The organism is Streptomyces sp. NP160 (assembly GCF_006335115.1).
GTDB lineage: Bacteria > Actinomycetota > Actinomycetes > Actinomycetales > Quadrisphaeraceae > Quadrisphaera.
Genome location: NZ_VDMJ01000020.1, coordinates 144,914 through 163,203, shown reverse-complemented (window position 1 = coordinate 163,203; position 18,290 = coordinate 144,914). Strand labels below are relative to the sequence as shown.

General features: G+C 75.6%; 21 protein-coding genes and 3 tRNA genes. 7 read left to right on the top strand and 17 right to left on the bottom strand.

Features of this window, described 5'->3' with window-relative positions; all coding sequences use genetic code 11:
- Window positions 1-25: 25 nt before the first annotated feature.
- Together FHN55_RS11835 and FHN55_RS11830 are read right to left on the bottom strand one after the other, a co-directional pair.
- Window positions 26-481: a GNAT family N-acetyltransferase gene (locus tag FHN55_RS11835; RefSeq protein ID WP_218974594.1), complete on the bottom strand. Its 456-nt coding sequence runs from the start codon at window positions 479-481 to the stop codon at window positions 26-28.
- A 50-nt stretch (window positions 482-531) separates the two neighbouring features.
- On the bottom strand, window positions 532-1,452 hold the full coding sequence (locus FHN55_RS11830) for a bifunctional methylenetetrahydrofolate dehydrogenase/methenyltetrahydrofolate cyclohydrolase (protein WP_180357792.1): 921 nt from the start codon (window positions 1,450-1,452) through the stop codon (window positions 532-534).
- 148 nt (window positions 1,453-1,600) lie between these two features.
- On the opposite strand from FHN55_RS11830, the gene FHN55_RS11825 reads away from it, so the two are divergent.
- Window positions 1,601-2,119 (top strand): GNAT family N-acetyltransferase, encoded by a 519-nt coding sequence (locus tag FHN55_RS11825; RefSeq protein ID WP_139712489.1) that lies wholly within the window; start codon window positions 1,601-1,603, stop codon window positions 2,117-2,119.
- 91 nt (window positions 2,120-2,210) lie between these two features.
- Here the strand turns inward: FHN55_RS11825 and FHN55_RS11820 are convergent, their stop codons facing one another.
- Window positions 2,211-2,537 carry an Asp23/Gls24 family envelope stress response protein gene (locus FHN55_RS11820; RefSeq protein WP_139712488.1) on the bottom strand — a complete coding sequence of 109 codons (327 nt, stop codon included), beginning with the start codon at window positions 2,535-2,537 and terminating at the stop codon, window positions 2,211-2,213.
- A 29-nt stretch (window positions 2,538-2,566) separates the two neighbouring features.
- Complete coding sequence (locus FHN55_RS11815) at window positions 2,567-3,019, bottom strand: Asp23/Gls24 family envelope stress response protein (protein ID WP_139712487.1); 453 nt, start codon at window positions 3,017-3,019, stop codon at window positions 2,567-2,569.
- 295 nt (window positions 3,020-3,314) lie between these two features.
- On the opposite strand from FHN55_RS11815, the gene FHN55_RS11810 reads away from it, so the two are divergent.
- Window positions 3,315-3,752, top strand: coding sequence for a hypothetical protein (locus FHN55_RS11810; protein WP_139712486.1), 438 nt, complete (start codon window positions 3,315-3,317; stop codon window positions 3,750-3,752).
- 245 nt (window positions 3,753-3,997) lie between these two features.
- Here FHN55_RS11810 and FHN55_RS11805 read toward each other — a convergent pair.
- From FHN55_RS11805 to FHN55_RS22700, 4 genes are all read right to left on the bottom strand, one after another.
- Window positions 3,998-4,071 (bottom strand) — tRNA-Ile (locus tag FHN55_RS11805).
- Between the two features lie 52 nt (window positions 4,072-4,123).
- A tRNA-Asn gene (locus tag FHN55_RS11800) sits at window positions 4,124-4,196 on the bottom strand.
- A 73-nt stretch (window positions 4,197-4,269) separates the two neighbouring features.
- Complete coding sequence (arfB, locus tag FHN55_RS11795; protein WP_257570908.1) at window positions 4,270-4,662, bottom strand: alternative ribosome rescue aminoacyl-tRNA hydrolase ArfB; 393 nt, start codon at window positions 4,660-4,662, stop codon at window positions 4,270-4,272.
- A gap of 98 nt (window positions 4,663-4,760) precedes the next feature.
- Window positions 4,761-4,910, bottom strand: coding sequence for a hypothetical protein (locus FHN55_RS22700; RefSeq protein ID WP_180357780.1), 150 nt, complete (start codon window positions 4,908-4,910; stop codon window positions 4,761-4,763).
- A 56-nt stretch (window positions 4,911-4,966) separates the two neighbouring features.
- Between FHN55_RS22700 and FHN55_RS11790 the strand changes: the two genes are divergently transcribed.
- Window positions 4,967-5,419: a hypothetical protein gene (locus FHN55_RS11790; RefSeq protein WP_139712485.1), complete on the top strand. Its 453-nt coding sequence runs from the start codon at window positions 4,967-4,969 to the stop codon at window positions 5,417-5,419.
- 92 nt (window positions 5,420-5,511) lie between these two features.
- On the opposite strand, the gene FHN55_RS11785 is transcribed toward FHN55_RS11790, so the two are convergent.
- On the bottom strand, window positions 5,512-6,294 hold the full coding sequence (locus FHN55_RS11785) for a hypothetical protein (RefSeq protein WP_180357791.1): 783 nt from the start codon (window positions 6,292-6,294) through the stop codon (window positions 5,512-5,514).
- Window positions 6,295-6,369: 75 nt separating this feature from the next.
- Entirely contained in the window at window positions 6,370-6,777 is a 408-nt protein-coding gene (locus FHN55_RS11780) for a hypothetical protein (protein ID WP_139712484.1), read from the bottom strand.
- Between the two features lie 278 nt (window positions 6,778-7,055).
- Between FHN55_RS11780 and FHN55_RS11775 the strand changes: the two genes are divergently transcribed.
- Window positions 7,056-7,559 carry a DUF3145 domain-containing protein gene (locus tag FHN55_RS11775; RefSeq protein WP_139712483.1) on the top strand — a complete coding sequence of 168 codons (504 nt, stop codon included), beginning with the start codon at window positions 7,056-7,058 and terminating at the stop codon, window positions 7,557-7,559.
- 86 nt (window positions 7,560-7,645) lie between these two features.
- Here FHN55_RS11775 and fabF read toward each other — a convergent pair whose 3' ends face one another.
- From fabF to FHN55_RS11750, 5 genes are all read right to left on the bottom strand, one after another.
- Window positions 7,646-8,899: a beta-ketoacyl-ACP synthase II gene (gene fabF / locus FHN55_RS11770; protein ID WP_139712482.1), complete on the bottom strand. Its 1,254-nt coding sequence runs from the start codon at window positions 8,897-8,899 to the stop codon at window positions 7,646-7,648.
- A gap of 103 nt (window positions 8,900-9,002) precedes the next feature.
- Window positions 9,003-9,251 carry an acyl carrier protein gene (locus FHN55_RS11765; protein WP_109776135.1) on the bottom strand — a complete coding sequence of 83 codons (249 nt, stop codon included), beginning with the start codon at window positions 9,249-9,251 and terminating at the stop codon, window positions 9,003-9,005.
- 71 nt (window positions 9,252-9,322) lie between these two features.
- Entirely contained in the window at window positions 9,323-10,345 is a 1,023-nt protein-coding gene (locus FHN55_RS11760; protein ID WP_139712481.1) for a beta-ketoacyl-ACP synthase III, read from the bottom strand.
- Window positions 10,342-11,334 (bottom strand): ACP S-malonyltransferase, encoded by a 993-nt coding sequence (locus FHN55_RS11755; RefSeq protein ID WP_139712480.1) that lies wholly within the window; start codon window positions 11,332-11,334, stop codon window positions 10,342-10,344. Before FHN55_RS11755 ends, FHN55_RS11760 begins: the two co-directional genes overlap by 4 nt.
- Window positions 11,335-11,469: 135 nt before the next feature.
- A complete protein-coding gene (locus FHN55_RS11750; RefSeq protein ID WP_257570906.1) occupies window positions 11,470-12,705 on the bottom strand; it encodes a CdaR family transcriptional regulator in 1,236 nt (411 codons plus the stop codon).
- Window positions 12,706-12,838: 133 nt separating this feature from the next.
- On the opposite strand from FHN55_RS11750, the gene FHN55_RS11745 reads away from it, so the two are divergent.
- Complete coding sequence (locus tag FHN55_RS11745; protein ID WP_218974593.1) at window positions 12,839-13,579, top strand: lipopolysaccharide assembly protein LapB; 741 nt, start codon at window positions 12,839-12,841, stop codon at window positions 13,577-13,579.
- Window positions 13,580-13,785: 206 nt separating this feature from the next.
- Here the strand turns inward: FHN55_RS11745 and aceE are convergent, their stop codons facing one another.
- Window positions 13,786-16,593, bottom strand: a complete 2,808-nt coding sequence (gene aceE / locus FHN55_RS11740) for a pyruvate dehydrogenase (acetyl-transferring), homodimeric type (RefSeq protein ID WP_180357790.1) — start codon at window positions 16,591-16,593, stop codon at window positions 13,786-13,788.
- A gap of 133 nt (window positions 16,594-16,726) precedes the next feature.
- On the bottom strand, window positions 16,727-17,650 hold the full coding sequence (gene fdhD, locus FHN55_RS11735) for a formate dehydrogenase accessory sulfurtransferase FdhD (protein ID WP_139712479.1): 924 nt from the start codon (window positions 17,648-17,650) through the stop codon (window positions 16,727-16,729).
- A 131-nt stretch (window positions 17,651-17,781) separates the two neighbouring features.
- Between fdhD and FHN55_RS11730 the strand changes: the two genes are divergently transcribed.
- On the top strand, window positions 17,782-18,204 hold the full coding sequence (locus tag FHN55_RS11730; protein ID WP_139712478.1) for a DUF3052 domain-containing protein: 423 nt from the start codon (window positions 17,782-17,784) through the stop codon (window positions 18,202-18,204).
- A gap of 13 nt (window positions 18,205-18,217) precedes the next feature.
- Window positions 18,218-18,290, top strand: a tRNA-Val gene (locus FHN55_RS11725).

Here is an 18,290-nt window from a genome sequence, read left to right as displayed (position 1 = left end):
CCACGCGTCGTCGTCGCTGACGCCGTCACGCTAGCCGGGGCGTTCGGCGCCAGCGGTAGCGCACGTCCGGCTCGTGCTCCTCGTTGGTCGAGCCGTCAGTCTGCTCCTCGGCCGAGAAGCCGGCGCGCTCGTAGAACACGCGGGCGCGCGCGTTGCGGGCGAAGGTCCACAGCTGCAGGTCACCGCCGCTGGCGGCCTTGGCGCGGTCGAGCAGCGCCCGGCCCAGGCCGCGGCCCTGGTGGTCGGGGTGCACGTACAGCTGGTCCACCCACCCCGAGCTCGTGGCGAGCACGCCCACGACGTCGTCGTCGTGCCGCACCACGGAGACGGCGTGCTGCACGAGCAGCACCGACGCCACCCACCCGCGGTCCTCCTCGGGCGTGTGGACGACGGCGAGCCACGGCATCGCCACCCCCTTGCTGGTGCGGATGAGGGCGGCGACGCGCGCGGCGTCGGCCGGGGTGGCGGTGTCGATGAGCACGAGCCCAGGCTCCACCTGCCCGCTTGCGGATGGCTTGTCCCGCGGCTGCCCTACGCCGACGGCTGCCGGGCGGACGCCAGCCGCACGAGGTTGCGCGCCGCCATGGCGATGGTCAGCGGACCGACCCGTGGCACGAACACCCGGGCGCGCTCCTGCACGGAGGGGTCGAAGTTGGTGAACTCCGCGACGTCCACGCAGATCGCGCCGTCCTTCAGCTCGTCGGCGCGGACCAGCTCGAAGTCCCGGGAGGGCACCGCCGAGATGACCACGTCGGCTGCGGCGAGCGCCGCCCTGCGGTCGATGTCCGAGGCCCGCACGTCGTGCGCGTGGCGGCCGACGGCCGGCTCGAAGGTCAACGACCCCGTCAGGTCCAGGGAGTGCACGCGCGCGCCGTCGTTGGCCAGCATCGCCGCCAGGGGGCGCCCCACCACGTCGCTGCGGTTGATGACGCACGCGGTGACGCCCTCCAGCGGGGCGCTCTCGCGGTCGCTGTGCAGGCCCGCCGCCTCGAGCAGCTTCAGCACCGCCAGCGGGGTGCACGGCAGGATCGCGCGGACCGTCCGCTCCGGGTCCACGAAGCGGGTGTTCTCGTAGAGCAGGCGGCCCCAGAAGGAGTGCATGCCCTCGACGTCCTTGCGGGGGTCGACCAGCTCGCGCAGCCACCGGTCACCGACCCGGTCCGTCAGCGGGTAGTAGAGGAACACCCCGTCGACGTCCGGGTCGGTGTTGGCGGCGGCGAGGGCGGCACCGGCCTCCGACGCGGTGGTGAGCCGCAGGTCGAAGTCGATGCCGACGTCCTCGAAGCCCCGGCGCGCGTACCGGGCGTACGTGGCCGCCGGGCCCTTCTCCTGGCTGATCAGGCCGACCACGCGCAGGGACCGACCCCGCGCGGCCAGGCGCTGCACGTCGCTGCGGACCTGGTCGCGGAAGGCCGCGGCCACGGGGGAGGGGTCGAGGACGGTCGCCGTCATGGCGCCGGACCCTAGCCGGGCAGGAGCAGCAGGCCCACCGTGAGCCGAGGGCCCGGCGCTCCGCCCCGCGGTGGTGCCGCCCGGGCTGGTCGCTCCCCGACCCCTCGCCCGATCTGCCGCTGGCAGGGGCGGTGGGTAGCGTGCAGCCGTGCCCGAGGCCCCGACCGTCACCCTCCGAGCGCGCACCCCGGCAGACCTCGACGTGCTGTACAGCATCGCCTCCGACCTGGAGACCTGGGAGGAGAGGGACCCGGGCGCACCCGGCCCTGTGCCGCGCCAGCGCTACGAGGCGCAGGCCACCGCTGCGGCGACCAGCTACCGCGACGACGTCTTCTTCGTCGTCGACGTCGACGGGCAGCCGGCCGGCAGCGCGACCCTCTTCGCCTTCGACGCCCTGGCACGGCACGCCGAGGCCGGGATCAGCCTGGCGGAGGGCTTCCGCGGGCGCGGCGTCGGCACCGAGGCGCTGCGGCAGCTGGTCGACTTCGGCTTCACCCGCCGCAACCTGCGCCGCATCCACCTGCAGGCCGTCGCGTCCAACGCCGGTGCGCTGCGCGCGTACGCCAAGGTCGGCTTCGTGGAGGAAGGTCGGCGGCGCGAGCACGCCTGGGTCCGTGGCGCCTACGAGGACGTGGTGATCATGGGACTGCTGCGCGACGAGCGGTGACCGTCTCCCGCACGACGCGGTGCGGGTCCCGAGGTGCACGAGCACGACGGGCGGGCGGGGCGCCGCAGCGCCCCGCCCGCCCGTCCACGGCTCAGCGCGCGAGCACGTCCTCGACGTGGACGTTCACGGGCTGGGGGACGGTGCTCCCGAGCCCGGCGACCGCGTCGTGCACGGCCCGCGCGGTGGCGCGCACGTCGACGCCGTAGGTCACCGCGACGTGCACCTCGGTGCCGGCGGGCCGCAGGGCCACGCCGTCGATGCGCCGTCCGGGCAGCAGCGTGGCCGCCGAGCCGGCGGGGCCGGCGCTCAGGCCGGCGACGCCCGGGACGCCGAGCACCGTCGCGACCACCGCGTCGACCGCGGCGACCTCGGCCTCCGCGCCGGTCGCCCCGCCGCCCGGTGCCGGGGTGGCCGGCACCGGTGCGGGCGTCGTAGAGGTCGAGGAGCTCACTGGACGCGGGCGGGCTTGGCCGGCTCGTCGTCCTCGTCGTCCTCGGACGGGATGTGGACGTCGGCCACCTCGATGTTGACCTCGGTGACCTGCAGCCCGGTCATGCGCTCCACGGAGGCGATGACGTTGCGTCGCACGCCGGAGGCCAGGTCGGCGATGGAGACGCCGTACTCGGCGATCAGGTCGATGTCGACGGCGGCCTGCTTCTCGCCGACCTCGACCGAGATGCCCTGGGAGTGGTTGGTGGTGGCGCCGGGGATGCGCTCGCGCAGGGCGCCGATGGCGCGGGAGGCGCCGCCGCCGAGGTTGTAGACGCCGTTGACCTCGCGGGCGGCGATACCGGCGATCTTCGACACGACGGTGTCAGCGATCGTGGTGCTGCCCTGGGGGGTGGTGAGCGCACCCGTCTTGGTCGAGGCGACGGCGGTGCTGGTGGTGGTCTGGGACATGGGTTTCCGTCCTTCCCTCTGCCGGCCGCGGGGACCGGTCCTGGTGGGCTCTGCGTCGTCCTCCGGGGTGCCCGGAGTGCGCGACACCAGGTAGGAGTCAGGAGGTCCGGAAACGTCACGGACGAGTTGGTGTGACCTGGGTCACACGACGGAGGGTGGACCCGGACAGCGGGACGTCCGCGGTGGGCGGATGCCCGACAGCCGGGCCGGTCGTGATGGCGGCGGATGAGGTCTCGGCCGGTGACGTGGAAGGCGCGGGAGGCGTCCGAGCCACGACGGTGGCTCTGTCGTCGGGGTGACGTTCGCGGCCGGGGCGCTGTTCATCGCGGCCGGGTTGGGCGTGCTCGCCCACCGGTTCCGCTCCTCGCGCACCGGACTCGTCGGACTCGCCGTCACGTGGGTGGGGATGGTGCTCGTGCCGGTGAGCTCGGTGGCCGAGGCCTACGTTCGGCCGCTGATGGGGCACGAGGGGTACCACGCCTTCGAGGAGGCGGCCGTCGGCTTCTCCTCGGTCGCGGGGATCGCCACCCTCCTCGGGCCGGTGCTGCTGGCCGCCGTGGCGCTGCGTCGACGCCTGCTTCCGCCGCTGGTGAGCATCGCGCTGGTGGGCATGACGACCGGACTCCTGGTCTCCCCCGCTCTGCCGGCGGAGGGCTACGGGGTCATCCCCGGCACGGTCGTGTTCGGGCTCGGCGTCGCAGCTGCTGGTCGGCTGTCGCGCGAACCGGCCTGAGCTCGGCTCCCCGCGCTGACCGTCCCGCCGAGTCCGACCAGAGGGCGGTCACGGTGACCTCTGAGCGACCTCCGCGATGGGGCAGGGGCGTCGCGCGGGGTGACCGCAGGCCGTGGCGACGCGGGCCGACCGGAGACGAGTCCTCGGAGCAGGTGCGGACCACATGCGGACCACATACGGACTGCAGCGTCCAGTGAACGGTGCGGGTGACGAGCCGCATGGCCTCTGAGCTGCACTGGTACCAGTGCCGCGGGTGGGGCTCGAACCCACGACCCAGGGATTATGAGTCCCCTGCTCTGACCGGCTGAGCTACCGCGGCGCGTCCACCTGATCGTGCCAGACCTGCCGCGCCCAGGGCGTTTCGGAAGGGGCTCCCGCACTTGGACTCGAACCAAGAACCTGCCGGTTAACAGCCGGCTGCTCTGCCAATTGAGCTATGCGGGATGGAACGCGCCAGCGGCTGCGTCGGAGGACGACACTACCAGGCGCCGTCCGCCGCACGCGGGAGGTCGCTGCCTCACCAGTCGGGCCGTCGGCGCAGCGCCTTGGTGCTGCTGCGGGACTGCTTGGCCTCCGCCCGGCGCCGCCGCGCTCCCGCCGAGATCCGGGTCGGCCGTCGCGCCGGCGCGGGTGGGGCGGCGGCAGCCGCCACCAGGGCACCGAGCCGGTCGCGCGCCGCGGACCGGTTGCGGCGCTGCTGGCGGTGCTGCGAGGCGGCCACCACCAGCACCCCGTCCAGCAGTCGACCCTGCAGGGCCTCCAGCAGCCGCTCTCGCAGCTGCTCGTCGAGGACGCGGGAGCCCGCCACGTCCCACGACAGCTCCACCCGGGAGTCCGCGGTGTTCACCCCCTGACCGCCCGGCCCGGAGGAGCGGGAGAAGCGCCACCGCAGCTCCTCGGCGGGGAGCACGAGGCGGCCCGCCGGTCGCCCCGCGCGGCCGGGGACGGTGACGACGAGCGGGCCCTCCGGGCGGTCGACCGCCGGCTCGCGAGCCGGGCCGGCGGGGCTCAGCTCGGCGACGGCGGCACCTCGTCCTCCGGCGGGAGGTCCTCCAGGGCGGCGACCTCCTCGGGCAGGGCCAGGCCCTCCCCGCTGAGGTGCCCCGGCCCGTCGGCCCAGGGGGCGTCCTCGTCCGGCAGCTCCGGCGACTCGCTCATGGGCCAGTCGTACCCCCTGCGGCGCCCGCCCGCACACCGCGGGGCAGGCTCGGGGTGTGCCGGGTGCGCAGGACGACGACGAGGGCCGCCCGGCGGTCGACGTCCGGACCGACGTCGTGGTGGACGCGGCGAACGTCGTCGGGTCACGACCCGACGGCTGGTGGCGCGACCGCGCCGGCGCGGCCCGGCGCCTGCTGGCCCAGCTCTCCCGCCTCGCGGCGCAGCGCCCCGGGGAGGTGCACGCCGTGCTGGAGGGCGCCGCGCGGCGGGCGTCCGCTGAGGGGCTGCACGACGGCGTGCACGTGCACCTGGCGCCCGCCGACGGCGACTCCGCGGTCGTGGCCCTGGCCGAGCGCCTCGTCGCGTCCGGGCGCGACGTGCTCGTGGTGACGGCGGACCGCGGCCTGCGGGCCCGGCTGCCGGGAGCGGCGCGCGCCACGGGGCCGGGCTGGCTGCGGGACCTGCTGGACGCCCTCGAGCAGGCGGGGCCGGAGGGGCCGGGGGAGTAGGTGCGTCGGGCCGGGAGCGCCTCTCGGCGCGTGGCCGCTCGAAGCGGCTTCAAGTGGAGCCCGGGGCTACCGCGGCCCGACGCACCTCCAGGCTAACCCCGACCGGGCCCATCGGTCGCGCGGTGGGGGGATCCGGTGGGCGGCGCACCGCCGGACGGGCCCCCGCCGCCGTCGCCGTCGCCGTCCTGAGCAGCGGCGGGAGGGTCCTCGCACCCCGGGTCCGACGGGGCCGCGGACGCCTCGAAGCGCTCCAGGCGCACCTGGCGCGCCGCGGCCTCCAGCTGCTCGGCGGTGCGGACCAGCCTCACCGCCGACTCCGTGGGGCCGCCGGGCCGCCCCGTCGCGCCGCCGCTCACGGGCGGCAGGCCCTGCGCGGCGCGGGCGGCGCGTCCGGCCGCCACCACCCGGGCGAAGGCGGCGGCGCGCTCGAAGGTGGTGGGGACGTCGCCGCGGGCCAGGCCGCGCAGCACGGCGTCGACCGAGCGCCGCACCTCGTCGGGGCCGGGCGGGTCACCGACCCCCGCGACCACCTCCATCACGGGCGCGCTGCGGCGGCCCTCCTCGAACTCGCGGGAGGCGCCCACCGGGTCCGCGTGCACCCACTGGCGCAGCGCGAAAAGGCGCCACAGGGCCCCCGCGAGGCTGTCCGCGGGGGCGTCGGCCCACAGCGAGGACAGCACCTCCAGCCCGTGCTCGTCGGCCAGGCCCACCAGGCGCGCGGCCACCTGCTCGTCCTCGGAGCCGCGGGCGCCGTCGACGATGAGCCGGGCGGTGGTCTGGGCGGCCTCCTCCCGCAGCGCGGGGTCGCCGCCGCCGCGCAGGGAGTCCAGAGCGGCGGGGCCCAGGAAGGCGGGTCTGCGCGGGTGGTCGACCACGCGTCCATCAGAGCACGTCCGCGCCGTCCCCAGAACCCGGCCGCCGGCGCCCGTCGTCCGGGGCGGCGGGAGGTGTCAGAAGCGGAACGGCTTGGGCGGGGCGGCGAGCTGCGCGCGCGGGCAGGCCGCCAGGGAGAGCCCCCCGTGGCGCAGCGCCGCGTCGCTGAGCGACTCCACCGTCCAGCCGGCGTCGACCCCGGCGACGGTGACGGTGACCCGGTAGATGGTGATCTCGTACCGGGTGGGCGTGCCGTAGGCCACGTGGAGGCTGCCGAGCAGCTGCGCGTCGCCCGCGTCGCCCGAGGGCAGCCAGGGGCGGTCCCACAGGCTCCAGGTGGTCGGCTCGGACTCCCAGACCCCGCCGTTCTGCACGTCGCGGCGGGCGAGCTCCAGCAGCACGGCGCGGGCGGCCTCCTCCGGCACGATGGCGGCGGGACGGATGATCTCGGTGACCGCGTCGTGCTGGTGGCTGAGGGTGCTCACGACCCTGCATCGGCAGCAGGCGGCCCGGGCCTGAGCCCTTCACCCCTCTGCGTCCCGCGAGCCCTCCTCGCGGTGGACGAGCGGCCGCCCGATCACCCTGCGTCGACCGACACGCCGAAGCCCTCAGCGGGGATCTCCTGGTGCCGTCACGCCGCGTGGTGCATCATGACCGACGAGCAGAGCGCTGCACGGTCCGCCCGCGCCGTCCGCACCACTGTTCGTCCCGTCGCAGGTCGTTGGGGAAGACGCACCACGCGCCGAGGTCGGAGGAGGTCGAGATGTCCGGTGGGATCACCCGTGGCGTGCTGTTCGTGCACTCCGTGCCACGTGCGGTCTGCCCGCACGTGGAGTGGGCGGCGGCCAACGTCGTCGGCGTGTCGGTCACCATCGACTGGACCGACCAGCCGGTGGCGCCCGGCCTGCTGCGCGGAGAGGTGCCCTGGCACGGGGCGCCCGGTACCGGGGCGCGCCTCACGTCCGCGCTGCGGGGGTGGGCGCACCTGCGCTTCGAGGTCACCGAGGAGCCCAGCGAGGGCGTCGACGGCGGCCGCTGGAGCCACACCCCGGAGCTCGGCATCTTCCACGCCGTGACGGACGCCCACGGCAACGTCGTCGTTCCCGAGGACCGGCTGCGCGCCGCCGTGGAGCGCGCCGGTGACGACCTGGAGCTGCTGCGCGAGGGCATCGACCTCGCCGTCGGCCGCGCCTGGGACGACGAGCTGGAGCCGTTCCGGTACGCCGGTGACGGCAACCCCGTGCGCTGGCTGCACCGCGTCGGCTGACGCGGTCTCCGCAGACCTCGCGGGACGACGACGGCGAGAGCCCCCTCNNGAGGGGGCTCTCGCCGTCGTGCCGGTGCCAGAGGCCGTCAGCTCGCGGGGCCGAAGGCCACGGCCACGTTGTGCCCCCCGAAGCCGAACGCGTTGTTGAGCGCGATGCCCCCCTCGGGGAGCTCCCGCGGGGTCTTGAGCACCAGGTCGATGTCGGCGCCCGAGTCGACGTCCTCGACGTTGATCGTGGGCGGGGCCAGGCGGTGGTGCAGGGCGAGGATCGCGAAGATCGACTCCACGGCGCCGGCGGCGCCCAGCATGTGGCCGGTCATCGACTTGGTGGCCGAGACGGCCACGTGGTCCAGGTCGCCGCCCAGCGCCACGCGCAGGGCCTTGATCTCGGCGAGGTCGCCCGCCGGGGTGGAGGTGGCGTGGGCGTTGATGTGGACGACGTCGCTCGGGCTGACGCCCGAGACGCGCAGCGCCTCCTCGACGGCCCGGGACGCGCCCGCGCCCTCGGGCTCGGGCGCGGCGATGTGGTACGCGTCGGAAGACGTCCCGGCACCGAGGACCTCGGCGTAGATGCGGGCGCCGCGGGCCCGGGCGAACTCCTCGGACTCCAGCACCATGATCCCGGCGCCGTCGCCCATGACGAACCCGTCGCGGGTGGTGTCGTAGGGCCGCGAGGCGGTCTCCGGGGAGTCGTTGCGGGTGGACAGCGCCTGCATCGCGGCGAAGGACGCCATCGGCATCGGGTGGATGGCCGCCTCCGTGCCGCCCACCACGGCGACGTCGGCGCGGCCGGTGCGGATCATGTTGAGGCCGTAGGAGACGGCCTCGCCGCCGGAGGCGCACGCGGACACGGGGGCGTGGGCCCCGGCGGCGGCGCCGAGGGCCAGGCTGACGGCGCCGGCGGCGCCGTTGGGCATGAGCATCGGCACGGTCATGGGCAGCACGCGGCGCGGGCCGCGGGTGCGCAGCGTGTCGTACGCGTCGAGCAGGGTGTGGACGCCGCCGATGCCGGTGGCGACGACGGCGGCCAGGCGCAGCGGGTCGACCTCCGGGGCCCCGGCGTCGGCCCAGGCCTGGCGGGCAGCGGCGACGGCGAACTGGCCGGACGGGTCCAGGCGCTTGGCCTCGTGCTTGGGCAGCACGTCGGGGGAGGGGACGTTCGTGCGCGCGGCGAAGGTCACCGGCAGCTGGAACTCCTGCACCCACGGCTCGTCGATGGTGTGGGCGCCGGGGGTGCCGGCGAGCAGCGCGTCCCAGGTGGCCTGCACGGTGTCACCGAGCGGGGTGACGGCGCCGAGGCCGGTGACGACCACGCGCGTGCGGGACGGGCTCGAGCTCACGGGGACCTCCGAGGTGGGGCGGGGTGGTGCTGGGCGTGGGGCGTGGGAGTGGGGCGCCCCCGGGCGGCTCGCGGTCGCGGCCGCCCGGGGGAGGGGGCGTGTGTCAGCCCTGGGCCTGCTGGATGTACGTGACGACGTCGCGCACGGTCTTGAGGTTCTTGGTGTCCTCGTCGGGGATGGTGACGGAGAACTTGTCCTCGGCCTGGACGACGATCGAGGTCATCGACAGGGAGTCGATGTCGAGGTCGTCGGTGAAGGACTTGTCCATCTCCACGCTCTCGACGGGCAGGCCGGTCTCCTCGTTGACCAGCTCGGCCACGCCGGCCAGGATCTCCTGCTCGGACTGCGCCATGGGTGCTCTCTCCTTCGTCGGCCCGGCCGTGCCGGGTCTGGGTGGGACCTGTGGTCTGGGGCGGAGCGCCGTCAGGGGAGGACGACGACCTGCGAGGCGTAGGACAGCCCCGCGCCGTACCCGATGAGCAGCGCCAGCCCGCCCGAGGGCGCCTGGCCCTCCGCGAGCATGCGGTGCATCGCCAGCGGCACGGACGCCGCGGAGGTGTTGCCCATCTGCGCGATGTCGCGGCCGACCGGCACGCTCTCGGGCAGCTTCAGCTGCTTCACCATCGCGTCGATGATGCGCATGTTGGCCTGGTGGGGGATGAACGCCGAGAGCTCCTCGACGTCGATCCCCGCCGCGTCGATCGCCTTCTGCGCCACCGGCGCCATCTGCCAGACGGCCCAGCGGAAGACCTGGCGGCCCTCCTGCTCCAGAGCCGGCCAGACGACCTCCTCGCCGGCCTCCTGGGCGGCGCGCAGCTCGAGCCACGAGCGCTTGTTCTTGATGGTCTCCCACTGGCCGCCGTCGCTGCCCCACACGGTGGGGCCGATGCCGGGGACGTCGGAGGGACCGACGACGACGGCGCCCGCGCCGTCGGCGAAGAGGAACGCCGTGGACCTGTCGGTGAGGTCGGTGAAGTCGGTGAGCTTCTCGGCGCCGACCACCAGCACGTGGCGGGCGGTGCCACCGCGCACCAGGTCGCTGGCCTGCGCCAGGGCGTGGCAGAACCCGGCGCACCCGGCGGAGACGTCCCACGCGGCGGCGGGCGTGGCGCCCAGGCGGTGCGTGAGGATCGCCGCGGCGGCGGGGGTCTGGTACGGGTGGCTCACCGTCGCGACGATGACCGCGTCGATCTCGCTGGGCGCCAGACCGGCCTTGTCGAGGGCCTCGGTGGCAGCGACCTGCGCCATGTCCACCACGGAGGTGTCCGCGTCGGCCCAGCGGCGCTCCTCGATGCCGGTGCGCTGGCGGATCCACTCGTCGGTGGACTCGATGTAGGTGCAGATCTCCTCGTTGGTCACCACGCGCTGCGGGCGGAAGGCGCCGACGGACATGATCCGCGCGTGACCGGGGCCGGTCGAGGAGACCAGCGAGGACGTGCTGCTCATGCGAGGGCGCTCCGGGGCTGCGGGGAGGTGGCGTGGCGGGCGATGAGGTCGCGGGCGGAGTCGAGGTCCTCCGGGCCCTTCAGGGCCAGCAGCTCGACGCCGGGCAGGGCCCTCTTGGCCAGCCCGGTGAGGGTACCCGCAGGGCTCAGCTCGAGCAGCGCGGTGATGCCGCGGGCGGCCAGGGCGTCGCTGCACAGGTCCCAGCGGACGGGGTTGGCGACCTGGGTGACGATCCGGTCGAGCACCTCGCGGCCGTCGGTGACCACGGCGCCGTCGGCGTTGCTGAGCAGGGGCAGCGCCGGGTCGGCGGTCGGCACGCCGGGGGCCAGCGCGGCCAGCTGGGCGCGGGCGGGAGCCATGTGCTCGGTGTGGAACGCGCCGGCCACCTGCAGCGGGATGACCCGGGCGCGGGCGGGCGGCGCGGCCGCCAGGGCGGCGAGCTGCTCGGCGGTGCCGGCGGCCACCACCTGGCCGGCCGCGTTGTGGTTGGCGGCGGTGGCGCCGGCGGCCTCGACCGCCGCGAGCACCTCCTCCGGCTTCCCGCCGACCACGGCGCTCATGCCGGTGCTGGTGGTCGCCGCGGCCGCGGCCATGGCGCGGCCCCGCTCTCGCACCAGCACCAGGGCCGCCTCGGGCGTCAGGGCCCCCGCCAGCGCGGCGGCGGTCAGCTCGCCCACGGAGTGCCCGGCGAGCACCACGTCACCGCTCACACCGTCCGGCCACAGCGCCGCGGCGGCGGCCAGGCCGGCGGCCACGATCAGGGGCTGCGCCACCGCGGTGTCGCGGATGGTCTCGGCGTCGGAGGTGGTGCCGTGCGCGAGGAGGTCGGCCGCCGCCGGGGCGTCCGCGTCGTCGTCGGCCCTGCCACCCACGGGTCCCACCACCGCGCTGGCCCAGCGCAGGCGGTCCGCCACCCCCGGGACCTCGAGCCAGGCGGCGAGCATGCCGGGGGCCTGCGACCCCTGACCGGGGCAGACGAGAGCGAGCACCGCCCCAGCCTGCCCGGTGGCGGTGGGCCGCACGGGTGCGGGGGGTGACGAAGTACCGCCGCGGTCTTTGGAGGAAACCTCCAACAGAGGTCAAGCGCCGGTCAAGGACCGGCCGGGGGAGCGGGCGCGGGCCGGTCAGGGCCCGGGTGCCTGCTCCGCCGCGCCCCCGCGGCGCGAGGGCCGCTCGGCCAGCGCCCCCACGGCCATCCCGACCTGCAGCACGAAGGCCTCCCGGGGCACCGCCGGGTCCCACCCGGTGACCTCCGCGACGCGCCGCAGCCGGTAGCGGACCGTGTTCGGGTGCACGAACAGCGCCCGCGACGTGCCCTCCAGCGACCGGCCGGAGACCAGGTAGGCGCGCAGCGTGTCCGCCAGCACGGGCGCGGCCGCGGCCAGCGGGGCGTGCACCCGGTCCGCCAGGGCCCGGCGGGCCCCGGCGTCGCCCGCGAGCACCCGCTCGGGCAGCAGCTCGTCCGCGGCCACCGGCCGCGGGGCCTCGGGCCAGGCGCGCGCCGCCGTCAGGGCCACCAGCGCCGTCCGCGCCGAGCGCCCCGCCGCCGCCAGCCCCGCCACCACCGGACCGACCACCACCGGGCCGGCCCCCAGGCGCGGCGCCAGCGCGGCCGCAGCCCGCAGCGGGCCGTCCTCGCCCGCTGCGCCGAGCACCACCAGGGCCCGCTCGCCGCGCAGGCCCACCAGCGCGTCGTCGGCCACGGCGCGCGCGGCCCGCCGCAGGTCCGCCACCACGGCGTCACCGGCGCCCGCGGGGCGGGTGCCCACGAGCACCGCCACGGGCACGTCGGCGGCCCAGCCGAGCGCCGCGACGCGGGTGGCGAGGTCGTCGTCGGCCTCGCCGCGCACGAGGGCGTCCACCACCAGGGCCTCCAGCCGGGCGTCCCACGCGCCGCGCGCCTCGGCGGCCCGGGCGTACACCTCCGCCGCCGAGAAGGCCACCTCCCGGGAGTACCGCAGCACCGCCTCGCGCAGGTCGGCGCGGTGCTCGGCGTCGGCGAGCTCGGGGACGTGCTCCTCCACGACGTCCACCACCACCCGCAGCAGCTGCAGGGCCTGGTGCAGCGACACCGCCCGGACCAGCTCGCGGGGGGCGGCGGCGAAGACGTCGGCGGAGACGGCCGGGCGCTCGTGGCGGGCGCGGAACCAGGCCACGAAGGCGGCGATGCCGCCCTGCGCCACCAGGCCCACCCACGAGCGCTCCTGCGGGCCCAGGGCGGAGTACCAGGGCTGCCGCTCCTCCAGGCGCGCGATCGCCGCGGCGGCCAGGGCGCCGGTGGCGCCCTGCAGCGCGCGCGCCGCACGTTCGTCCTGGGTGCCGTCCTGGGCACCGGTGTCGGCGTCCTCCACGGCGGTCACGCCGCCAGGGTAGGAGGCGCACCGTTGTGGACCTCCTCCAAGGCGCTCGCTCGGGTGAGTCGAGCGACGGGCAGGGGGCCGGGCCCGGCGCTATGGTCGGTGGGACGCAGCGACGACGCCGGAGGGACGCACCGTGGGACTCTTCGACCGCCTGCTGCACCGGCCGAAGGCCGAGCAGCCGCCCGTGGTGGTGGAGGACGCCGGGCCCGGCGTCAGCCTCGTCGAGAGCCCCTCCACTGCGCCCGCGCGCGCCGCCCACCCCGTCACGGGGTCGCTGCGCGCCGTCGTCCCCGACGCCGCGGAGGAGAGCGCGCTGCGCGGCCGGCTCGAGACCGACCCCAACGACGAGAACGCCTTCCGGCGGCTCGCGGAGCTGGTCCGCCGCCGCGCGGTGGAGGGCCACCGGGACGCGGGGACCGCCGCCCGCTCGGCCGACGACGCCGTCTGGGCGCTCGCCGAGGAGACCGCCCGCAGCGGCCGCGCGTGGTTCGCGCTGGTGGAGATGGCGCGCCTGTCGGTCCAGCAGGACCGCGAGGGCGCGCTGCGGCGCCTGGCCACCGCCGCTGAGCGCGATCCCTCCGGACGGGCCCTGGGAGAGGGGCTGTCGGTGCTGCGCGAGGCGGGGCAGCCCGCGGACGCCCTCAACCTGGGCGTGGGCCACTGGAGACCCAAGGAGCACGACCCCGAAGTGGGGCGGCAGCTCGTGCAGGCCGCGCTGGAGGCCGGGCGCACCTCCGAGGCGCGCCGCTACCTGGAGTCCTTCGCGCAGTACCCCGACCAGGCCCGGGCCGGACGCGTCCGCGCCGACCTCGAGCGCGCCGTCGCCGAGGCGTCCGCCCGCCGCCCCTCGACGGGCCAGTTCCCCGCCGTCTGACGCCCGCCCCCCCGCCCGCGCCTGCTCCGTCACCCCGGACGAGCGGCGCGCGTCGAACCTCGGCGGTCCGCGGGCGCCCAGGGACCTACGAGGCCACCGGACGCCGAGGTCGACACCACCGCGACGACCGCCGGCTGGGAACGGCGGAGGGCCGGCCCGGGCTNNAGCCCGGGCCGGCCCTCCGCGAGGACCTCGGGTGAGGTGCGTCAGGCGTCGCCGCCGGCGTTGCCGGAGGTGCCGGCGTTGACGTCGTCGAGGCGGTACTGCTCGTACGCCTTCACCGGCAGGCCGCGGTCGACCTCGCCGCGGCGCGCGAGCACCTGCAGCGCCCGGTAGGCGATGCTCGGCCCGTCGACGTGGTAGTGCCGGCGCACCGCCGCCCGGGTGTCGGACAGGCCGAACCCGTCGGTGCCGAGCGAGACGTACTCGTTGGGCACCCACTGGCGGATGAGGTCCGGCACGGCGCGCATCCAGTCGGACACGGCGATGACCGGGCCCTGCGACCCCTCGAGCTGCTGGGCCACGAACGGCACCGGCGGCTCCTCGGAGGGGTTGGTGAACGCCGCCTCGTCGCAGGCCAGGCCGTCGCGGCGGAGCTCGTTCCAGCTGGTCACGGACCAGACGTCGGCGAGGACGCCGAAGTCCTTGGCGAGCAGCTCCTGCGCCTCGAGCGCCCACGGCACGCCGACGCCGGAGGCGAGCAGCTGCACGCGCGGCGCCCCCTCCTCGCCGGAGGGCGCGGAGGCGATCTTGTGCATGCCCTTGATGATGCCCTCGACGTCCACGCCCTCCGGCTCGGCCGGCTGGACCATCGGCTCGTTGTAGACCGTGAGGTAGTAGAAGACGTTCGGGTCGCGCAGCCCGACCTGGCCGAGGTTCTTGCGGTCGGACTCGCTGTCCTGGACGTCCGTGGAGCCCTCGCCGTACATCCGCTCGAGGCCGTCGCGGACGATGTGCCCGATCTCGTAGGCGTACGCCGGGTCGTAGGCGACCACCGCGGGGTTGGTGGACGCGAGCAGCAGCGAGTGCCCGTCGGCGTGCTGCAGGCCCTCGCCGGTCAGCGTGGTGCGGCCGGCGGTGGCGCCCAGGAGGAAGCCGCGGCCCATCTGGTCGGCGGTGGCCCAGAAGGCGTCGCCGGTCCGCTGGAAGCCGAACATCGAGTAGAAGATGTAGACCGGCAGCATCGGCTCGCCGTGGGTGGCGTACGACGTCGACGCCGCCTGGAACGCCGCCGCGGACCCGGCCTCGTTGATGCCCAGGTGGAGGATCTGCCCGGAGGTCGACTCCTTGTACGCCAGCATCAGCTCGCGGTCCACGGAGGTGTACTGCTGGCCCTCCGGGTTGTAGATCTTGGCCGTCGGGAAGAACGAGTCCATGCCGAACGTGCGGGCCTCGTCGGGGATGATCGGCACCACGCGGGGGCCGAACTCCTTGTCGCGCATGAGGTCCTTGAGCAGCCGGACGAACGCCATCGTGGTGGCGATCTGCTGCTTGCCCGACCCGCGCTTGACCACGGTGTAGGCGGAGTCGCCCGGTAGCGCCAGCGCCTTCGAGGACGTCCGGCGGGACGGGATGTACCCGCCGAGGGCCTTGCGGCGCTCCTGCAGGTACTGGATCTCCGGCGCGTCCGCGCCCGGGTGGTAGTACGGCGGGCGGTACGGGTCGGCCTCGAGCTGGGCGTCGGTGACGGGGATCTTCAGGCCGTCGCGGAAGGCCTTGAGGTCCTCCAGCGTCATCTTCTTCATCTGGTGCGTGGCGTTGCGGCCCGCGAAGTGCTTGCCCAGCCCGTAGCCCTTGATGGTCTTGGCGAGGATGACGGTCGGCTTGCCGTTCTTGGCCGTGGCCGCCTGGTAGGCCGCGAAGACCTTGCGGTAGTCGTGACCGCCGCGCTTGAGCGACCAGATCTCGTCGTCGGTCATGCCCTCGACGATCTTGGCCGTGCGCTCGTCGCGGCCGAAGAAGTGCTCGCGGATGAACGAGCCGTCCTCGGCGCGGTACGTCTGGTAGTCGCCGTCGAGGGTGCGGTTCATCAGGCCGACGAGCGCGCCCTCGGTGTCCTTGGCCAGCAGCGGGTCCCACTCGCGGCCCCACACGACCTTGATGACGTTCCAGCCGGCGCCCAGGAAGAACGACTCCAGCTCCTGGATGATCTTGTGGTTGCCGCGGACCGGGCCGTCGAGGCGCTGCAGGTTGCAGTTGACCACGAAGGTGAGGTTGTCCAGGCCCTCGTAGCCGGCCAGCTGCAGCAGGCCGCGGCTCTCCGGCTCGTCCATCTCGCCGTCGCCGAGGAACGCCCAGGTGTGCTGGTCGGAGGTGTCCTTGATGCCGCGGTTGTGCAGGTACCTGTCGAACTGCGCCTGGTAGATCGCGTTCGCCGGGCCCAGGCCCATGGAGACCGTGGGGAACTCCCAGAAGCCCTTCATGAGGCGCGGGTGCGGGTAGCTGGGCAGCCCGCGGCCGGGGGAGGTGAGCTCCTGGCGGAAGCCGTCGAGGTCGTCCTCGGACAGGCGGCCCTCGAGGAACGCGCGGGCGTAGGTGCCGGGGGAGGCGTGGCCCTGGATGAAGACGTGGTCGCCGCCGCCGGGGTGGTCCGGGCCGCGCCAGAAGTGGTTGAAGCCGACCTCGTACAGGGTCGCCGAGGACGCGTACGTGGAGATGTGGCCGCCGACGCCGATGCCGGGGCGCTGCGCGCGGTGCACCATCACCGCGGCGTTCCACCGGTTCCAGGCGCGGTAGCGGCGCTCGATCGCCTCGTCGCCGGGGAAGTCGGGCTCGTCCTGCGGCGGGATGGTGTTGACGTAGTCCGTCGAGATCAGCCCGGGGACCGGTGACCCCAGCTCGCGCGCGCGCACCAGTGCGCTGCGCAGGACGAAGGAGGCGCGGTCGCCGCCGCGGGCCTCGACCAGGCCGTCGACGGACCCGAGCCACTCACCGGTCTCCTCCGGGTCGGCGTCGGTCTGGTGCAGGGGGCCCGCCAGGGCTCCCAGCTCAGCGACCTCGTCGCGTGGTGCCACGTTGGTCTCCACATCGCTCGTCGTCCCCGCGGCGGGTGGCGCCGCGGGCCCCCGGCGTTCCGCGCAGGCGCGAGGTGGAGCGCTGCAGGGCCGCGTCGGGGCCCCTCCATCCTGCCCTCCCGGCCAGGGATGTTCACCCCCCGGTCGCACCGGCCGTGCTCGCGGTCACAGCGGCGCCCTCGCGGCCGGCGAGCGGCAGGAACCGCTCCTGCCCCGCGTAGGCGTTCAGGCGGGGAGCGCGGACGAACCCGGCCAGCCCCATCCCCGCCCGCTGGGCGAGGTCGACGGCGAGCGAGGACGGCGCGGAGACCGCCGACAGCACCGGCACGCCCCCGCACCACGCCTTCTGCACCAGCTCGAAGGAGGCCCGACCGCTCACCTGGAGCACCGTGCCGCGCAGCGGCCAGCCGCCGCCGAGGCCCTGGCGGGCGGCGCGGCCGAGCACCTTGTCGACGGCGTTGTGGCGGCCGACGTCCTCGGCGACGGCCAGCAGGTCCCCCTCGGCGGTGAAGAGCCCCGCGGCGTGCAGCCCGCCGGTGCGCGCGAACACGCGCTGGGCCTCGCGCAGCCGGTCGGGCAGGGACAGCAGCACCTCGGGCGCCACGGCGGTCGGGTCCTCGCGCAGGTCGTGCCGGCTGCGGCGGGAGACGGCGTCGATGCTCGCCGTGCCGCACACCCCGCAGGCCGAGGTCATCCCGAAGGTCCGCCGCCCCTCGAGGTCGGGGGCGGGCACGCCCGGGCGCAGCGTGAGCTCGATGACGTTCATCGAGGACAGGCCGGACTCGTCGGCGGGGTCCGGGTCTCCGCAGTGCACGGCCGCGGCGACATCGTCGGGGCCGGCGAGCAGGCCCTCGGTCAGCAGGAACCCCAGGGCGAGGTCGACGTCGTCGCCTGGCGTCCTCATGGTGACGACGACGGGCTCCGCGGCCGGCGCGTCGAGGGCGCGGACGCGCACCTCGAGGGGCTCCTCGGCGGCCAGGGAGTCCGGGCGGTTCACGGCCGTGCCGAGCGCCGCGTCGAGGCGCAGCACCGGGCGCCGGGGGCTCGAGCGCGCCATCCCGCCAGGTTAGTGCCGCTGCGCCGGGGTGCGAGGCGGTAGCGTTCGGGCGGCCAGCGAGCCGCTGGCGCAGTGCAGCGCGGCAGAGGGCGTCCGCGGGAGGCGGCACCACCACTGGGGGGAGATCGAGCGTGAGCGAGACCGCGGGGGCACCCGCCACGAGCGGGGCGGCCCGGCTGGGCCTGCGCGCGGGCCAGGCGGTGCAGGAGCGCGGCTACGACCACGACGTCGACCACGACCTGCGCGACGAGGTCGAGGACCTCACCGGCGAGCAGATGCTGGACGAGCACGACGTCGACGTCGTCGACGCCGTGCTGCTGTGGTGGCGCGAGGACGACGGCGACCTGGTCGACGCCCTCGTCGACTCCCTGGTCTCCCTCGCCGACGACGGCGTGGTGTGGCTGCTCACCCCCAAGGCCGGCAGCCCGGGCCACGTGCGCCCCTCCGACGTGGAGGAGGCCGCCCCGACGGCCGGGCTCTTCGCCACCAGCACGGTGAAGCCGTCACCGGACTGGACGGCGATCCGCCTGGTGAGCGGCCGGGGCCGTCGCTGAGCGGCCTCCGCCAGGGCCTGTAGCTCAGCTGGTAGAGCACCGCGCTTACACCGCGGCCGTCGTCGGTTCGAACCCGGCCGGGCCCA

What these genes read in the sequence shown, in the direction of transcription:
- FHN55_RS11830 (WP_180357792.1), bottom strand. Translation starts at nt 1,452, where the DNA reads ATGACGGCGACCGTCCTCGACCCCTCCCCCGTGGCCGCGGCCTTCCGC.
- FHN55_RS11815 (WP_139712487.1), bottom strand. Translation starts at nt 3,019, where the DNA reads ATGTCCCAGACCACCACCAGCACCGCCGTCGCCTCGACCAAGACGGGT.
- FHN55_RS22700 (WP_180357780.1), bottom strand. Translation starts at nt 4,910, where the DNA reads ATGAGCGAGTCGCCGGAGCTGCCGGACGAGGACGCCCCCTGGGCCGAC.
- FHN55_RS11775 (WP_139712483.1), top strand. Translation starts at nt 7,056, where the DNA reads ATGTCCGGTGGGATCACCCGTGGCGTGCTGTTCGTGCACTCCGTGCCA.
- FHN55_RS11765 (WP_109776135.1), bottom strand. Translation starts at nt 9,251, where the DNA reads ATGGCGCAGTCCGAGCAGGAGATCCTGGCCGGCGTGGCCGAGCTGGTC.
- FHN55_RS11760 (WP_139712481.1), bottom strand. Translation starts at nt 10,345, where the DNA reads ATGAGCAGCACGTCCTCGCTGGTCTCCTCGACCGGCCCCGGTCACGCG.
- fdhD (WP_139712479.1), bottom strand. Translation starts at nt 17,650, where the DNA reads ATGGCGCGCTCGAGCCCCCGGCGCCCGGTGCTGCGCCTCGACGCGGCG.